6 protein-coding genes are annotated in these 4,125 nt (G+C 53.5%); all 6 read right to left on the bottom strand.

The features are described from left to right. The coding region (locus C4885_RS15655; RefSeq protein WP_114001225.1) for a recombinase family protein at positions 1 to 258 on the bottom strand (258 nt) is incomplete at its 3' end. 111 nt (positions 259 to 369) lie between these two features. After that, positions 370 to 558, bottom strand: coding sequence for a transposon-encoded TnpW family protein (locus C4885_RS15660; RefSeq protein ID WP_002569233.1), 189 nt, complete (start codon positions 556 to 558; stop codon positions 370 to 372). Next, the gene (locus C4885_RS15665; protein WP_114001226.1) at positions 555 to 1,409 is read right to left on the bottom strand and encodes an ATP-binding protein; all 855 of its coding nucleotides are present in this window, start codon (positions 1,407 to 1,409) and stop codon (positions 555 to 557) included. The genes C4885_RS15660 and C4885_RS15665 overlap by 4 nt, the downstream gene beginning before the upstream one ends. Continuing rightward, entirely contained in the window at positions 1,406 to 2,155 is a 750-nt protein-coding gene (locus tag C4885_RS15670) for a phage replisome organizer N-terminal domain-containing protein (protein ID WP_114001227.1), read from the bottom strand. Before C4885_RS15670 ends, C4885_RS15665 begins: the two co-directional genes overlap by 4 nt. Further along, positions 2,145 to 2,357: a hypothetical protein gene (locus C4885_RS15675; protein WP_058966390.1), complete on the bottom strand. Its 213-nt coding sequence runs from the start codon at positions 2,355 to 2,357 to the stop codon at positions 2,145 to 2,147. The genes C4885_RS15670 and C4885_RS15675 overlap by 11 nt, the downstream gene beginning before the upstream one ends. Before the next feature lie 184 nt (positions 2,358 to 2,541). Continuing rightward, positions 2,542 to 4,125: relaxase/mobilization nuclease domain-containing protein (locus C4885_RS15685; protein WP_242979621.1), on the bottom strand; the 1,584-nt coding region annotated here is incomplete at its 5' end.

A 4,125-nucleotide genomic window follows, 5' to 3' on the forward strand; every position in this document is an offset into this window, starting at 1 on the left:
ATCCTTTACGATAACTGTCCCGACTTTTCCGGCTTCAATGTCCGCAAGCATGGCTTGAAAACCGGGTCTTTGAAAGTTCGCACCAGAATAACCGTCGTCCGTGTACCAGCGCAGATTGGAAAAGCCGTTCTGCTTTGCATAGGTTTCAAGGATACGCTTCTGATTGGAAATGGAATTGCTCTCGCCTTGCAGCTCGTCCTCATGGGAAAGTCTTGGGTAAAGGGCGGTAATTGGTTGTTGGTTGGTCTGTCTTAACATAAAATCCTCCGTTTCCGACAGCCAGCCCCACTATTCCGTACCTTGATTGTACCACATGGGGCGGCGGTCTGTATAGCGGCAAAAGCGTCAAATCTGCTTCTTTATGGTCGGTCAAATCGCCGTTTTTTGTGTAGCAGCTTCCGCTTCCAGCACTTTCATCATCTTGTCGGCTGCGGTATCGGTTGCGCCCTGCTTGAAGAAGCCGGAAACGGTAAGGACGGAGTTGCCCATGCGGATTTCCGTCACACAGTCCGGGCGGCGGTCTGTTTTGGTGGTGCTTGTCTGTTTCGTTTCTGTCATAGGCTCTCCTTTCGCTGCTTCATCAGTTGCTTTAAGCGTTCCAGCTTTTCCTGTGCGGTTTCCTTTCGGAAGTTGCTGCCCGTGAAGCGGACGGGGGCGCACATGGAAGTCAGCCTGTCATAGATACGGGCGTGGGGCGTGTCCTGCGGGTGCTGCAATTCCTCCAGCGTGAGGTTGGTCGTGGCGATCAGCGGCTTGTCGCTTCGGTAACGGCTGTCAATCACGCTGTAAACCTGTTCCAGCCCGTATTCTGTTCCTCGCTCCATACCAAAATCATCAAGTATCAGCAGGGGGTAGCTGCAAAGGCGGGAAATATATTCGTTCCTGCCATCAAAGCTGGCAGCAAGGTCATTGAGTATGGTTGCAAAGTTTGTCATACAGACGGCAACCTCTTTCTCCATAAGGGCGTTGGCGATACAGGCGGCAAGGTAGCTTTTTCCCGTCCCCACGCCTCCCCAAAACAGGTAGCCGATATTTTCAGCCTGCATGGTTTCCCAGCTCTCCACATAAAAGCGGGCGGTTTCGGTCTGTGGGTTTCTGCCGTTGTCATGCTCAAATGTCCAGTTCCGCATAGCAGGGTCAGTAAAGCCCCGGCGTTTCAAGTCCTCCACTTTTTCAAGGTGCTTCTGTCGGCTTTCGGCGGCTTGCTGCTTTTCACGGGCTGCCCGCTGGCAGTCGCAGTCTGTTGGGTGGCGGTCACGCCCGAAACAAGTCTTTCCCTCTGCAAAATAGGCTTCTTTGGGCGTATGGCACTTACCGCAGTATAAAAGCCCGTCCTCGCCTGTGTAATCCTCCGCTTCGGTGGTAGTGGTTGTAATGTCCGTAATCATAGCTTCAATCTCGTTTTTCATAAGCTCTCGCCCTCCTTGCATGAATAATCGGGTATGCCCTGTTTCGGGGCAGCCTTGCCTTTGGCAGCGTCCTCCTGCGCCCACTTGTAAATGGTGGCTGCATGGCTGTGGTACTGCCTCCCGGTGGAAGCGATATGGCAGGAAAGCCGGTCAAGGTAATACTCCCACTTGTCGGGCAGCTCTGTTTTCAGCCCGGAAAGCTCTGTATCGGTCAGTATCACATTGTTGTATCTGCCATAAGCAGCGGGGGCGGGGTGTCCCGTTTCTCCCTCTCTCTCTTTTTCTATCTCTATCTCTTTCTCTAACTCTATCTCTATCTCTGGTGGACGAATGTCGGACAAATGTCCGCCTTTTGTCCGGGGCGGTAAAAGTGCCTTGTTTTCCAGCCTTGCAGCCCGTTTCCTCTCGGCTTCGGTAGAGGACTGTCCTATCATCAGCTCAATATCGGTCATATAAAAAGCCCCGCTGTCAAGCTGCTCCACAAGCCCCAACTGCCGGAAAATCTCTAAAGCCCTCTCAACCGTCCCTATCTGGTGGCGGGTCAGTGTCGCTATCATCTGCGCTGTGTAGGGGATATGCTCGTCAAGCTGCAATTTCCCGCCGTTTTTCAGCGATTTTAAGTACAGCTTCAAGAGGATATTGGAGTATAAAATCCCGTCTTTCATATCTTCCAGCAGCACAATGGAGTCGCTGTCAAAAAAGTTCTCTTTCAGCTTGAGGTAGTAATACTTGCGGTTATCTGCCATTGTCCCTGTCCTCCTTTTTCCGGCGTTTGGAGTAGTAGTGGGGGCAGAGTATGATAACCGCCCGGAAGCTCTGCTTGCAGCTATGGGTACAGCCCCGGCAGAGGTCGTTGTATGTGATACGGTCGCAGGTGGTATTCCCGACTTTTACTTGCCGCAGGAAAAAAGACCATTCCAGCCGCCGTTTCTTGCTCATTCTTGGCATGGGTGCGCTCCTTTCTGCCGTTTCCGCTGGTGTGGCGGTATCGGCGGTAATTCTGTATCATCTCGGTATCATTTTCGGGGTTTTTCTGCCCTGTAAGCCCGTTAAAAAATCCTTTGGTATTGCGGATAGGGTGCGGGGCAGCCCCCTTGTTCTGTATGGGTTCGGGTACATTTTGGGGCGGTTTTTATCGCTCCTGTTCCTGCCTTTTCACAGGCTTGCGTTCCCGGCGTAAAATCTGGTCGATATTGCCCTTGACAGTCTGTAAGCGGCGGTATTCCTCCCGTTTTGCCCGGTAATCGTTGTAGCCGCTGTTTTTCTCTTTGATAAGGCTTTCAATCTCTGCTTGCAGGGCTTTATAGCTCGGCAGCTTGGAAATGCCGTTCTCCCTAAAATAACGGGCGGCTGCGTCTGCTATGATAAAGTCGCTTTCATGCTTCTGTCGGTAGGCTGCTTTTGCCTTGGCGTTTTTCTGCTGTTTCAGCCCGTCCCGGACAGGGCGGGTCTTGGAATAGGCAAGCACCTGCCGTTGCAGCTCCTTTTTCCCGTTCAGTGTCTTTTCCACCTGCTTCAGCTCTGTAAGGCTTTCCTGCATGGCGGCATAGGCGGCAGAACAGGCTTCGTCCAGTTCCTCCGGGGAAGAAAAGCCGTACTGCTGGTAGGCGGTAACGGTAGCCGCCATTTGCTTTAGATTGTGCTTTGCCGCCCAGCGGTCATAGCCCACGCCCTTGCCCTCGGCTCGCTTGGCTTCCCGGTCAACCATGCGCTGCAAGGTGTTGTCTGCCGGGGTGGTTTTTGTGGTTTTTGCCCCTTGTGACGGCTTTTTAACTGCGGCAGGGTATTTGGGTATGGCTTTGTTCTGTTCGGCGGCTCTGTGGGCGTTCTGCGTGAGCAGAGCAAGGACAGCAGCCTTGTCAAAATCGTCCCCCAGCTTCCGGGCTGTGATAGGCTTTGTCCTGTCCGGCGTGAGGTAGGAAAGCCGCCCCCGGCTCTCCTTGACAGTTACACCCTCCCGCAGCAAAAGGGAAGAAAACTCGTCAAAGCTGGTAGCTTGGGAAAGTACCTGCCGTATCGTCCGGCGCAGCTTCGCCTTGTCCGTTTCAAACTTGGTGGGCTTGGTCGGCTGTCCTGCGGCTTCTCTGACAGTGTTCTCTTTATCAAGGGCAAGCTGCCCTTTCTTTGCCGCCCAATATTCCCGTTCGGTTATCCGTTCCTTGCTGCCGTTCAAGAGGTCGATTTGGTAAAGCCCCTCCCGGTGGCACATCTCCATGACTTCACTCTTGAAATATTCCATAGCGGCATTGGTACAGCGGTGCTTGCAGCCCTCCCTTGTGTCGGCTGGTCTGTCCATGTAGGGCAGAAGCGGGACTTCGTAAATCCGCAGGGAGTTGATGACGATATGCACATGGATATTCCCGCTGTGGTTATGCCCGTCCGGGTGGGTGCAGATTAGGGCTTGGTGTCCGGGGAAATGTGCCTTGCAGAACTGTTCCCCCAGTTCCTGCGCCCGGTCTGTGGTCAAGCCGTTGTCTGTCCCGTCCCGTGGGTCAAAGCTGATGATATAGTGGTGGCTTTTTACATCTTCCCGCTTCTGGTTCTTCCCATAGCGGAGATTGGAGCGCATACAGGCAACGGCAAAATCCTCGTCGCCGCAGTTCAGCGTGGCTATTCGATAGTCCTCCCTGAGCATGAGCCGCCCGTTTTCATCAAGGGTGGGCTTCATGGTAAACTCGTCATGTTCAAAGGTGAGGTACTGCTCGGCTGCGCCATA

Source organism: Subdoligranulum sp. APC924/74 (assembly GCF_003324125.1).
Lineage (GTDB): Bacteria > Bacillota > Clostridia > Oscillospirales > Ruminococcaceae > Gemmiger > Gemmiger qucibialis.